The 653-nt window shown below is 63.2% G+C and carries 2 protein-coding genes; both read right to left on the bottom strand.

All coding sequences use genetic code 11. The annotated features are described in order from the left end of the window. On the bottom strand, positions 1-267 hold a 267-nt coding region (locus EN935_RS39125; RefSeq protein ID WP_164771880.1), incomplete at its 3' end, for a hypothetical protein. 13 nt (positions 268-280) lie between these two features. Further along, complete coding sequence (locus EN935_RS39120) at positions 281-568, bottom strand: succinate dehydrogenase assembly factor 2 (RefSeq protein ID WP_109669329.1); 288 nt, start codon at positions 566-568, stop codon at positions 281-283. Positions 569-653: the final 85 nt, after the last annotated feature.

The following is a 653-nucleotide window of genomic DNA, read 5'->3' as shown; positions in this document are numbered from 1 at the left end:
GTCCGAACCGGGGGAGACGCGGTCGTAGGGCAGGCAATCCCAGGCCGGCAGCTCCAGCACGGGAAGGCCGGGCGCCGCGAAGGACAGCGCCTCGATGATCGCCGGCAGGCGCTGGCCGTCGCGTGCCACGAACAGAACCGGCTTGTCGGGCGCGATCTCGAGTGCCGCCTGCACCAGCGCAAAGGCTTCGTAGCCGTCGGCGACGCCGTCGACAATGAACTGGCCGGCACGGCCTTTCGGCAGGCCGATGATGGGAATGAGGCTCATGAAATCAGGTCGCTCAAAATGTCATGGAGTGGCGGAAAGCCAGGATCTTTTGCAGGACGGCACAATCGATATCGGCCGGGACCGGGCGTTCGCCGGTGACCATGGGCAGGAATTCGGTGTCGGGAATGTCGAGGAGCCTCTCATATTGGTCGATTTCCTCGCCGGTCAAGGTACCGATCTCAGCATCGGCGAAAGTGCCGAGGATCAGATCCATCTCGCGCATGCCGCGATGCCAGGAGCGAAACAGAAGCTTGCGGCGGTGGGCGTCCAGCCCCTCGCTTGATCTCGTCGTTCCGGTCATTGTGCCGCATCCTCACTTGCTGCGGCGCATATAGCGTGGATAGAAGGTGCTGTCAGCCTTGCGCTGTAGCCGTCGCGACATAAGC

This window comes from Mesorhizobium sp. M7D.F.Ca.US.004.03.1.1 (genome assembly GCF_003998635.1).
GTDB lineage: Bacteria > Pseudomonadota > Alphaproteobacteria > Rhizobiales > Rhizobiaceae > Mesorhizobium > Mesorhizobium loti.
The sequence above is the reverse complement of the archived record's forward strand: the minus strand, read 5'-3'. Positions and strand labels throughout refer to the sequence as shown.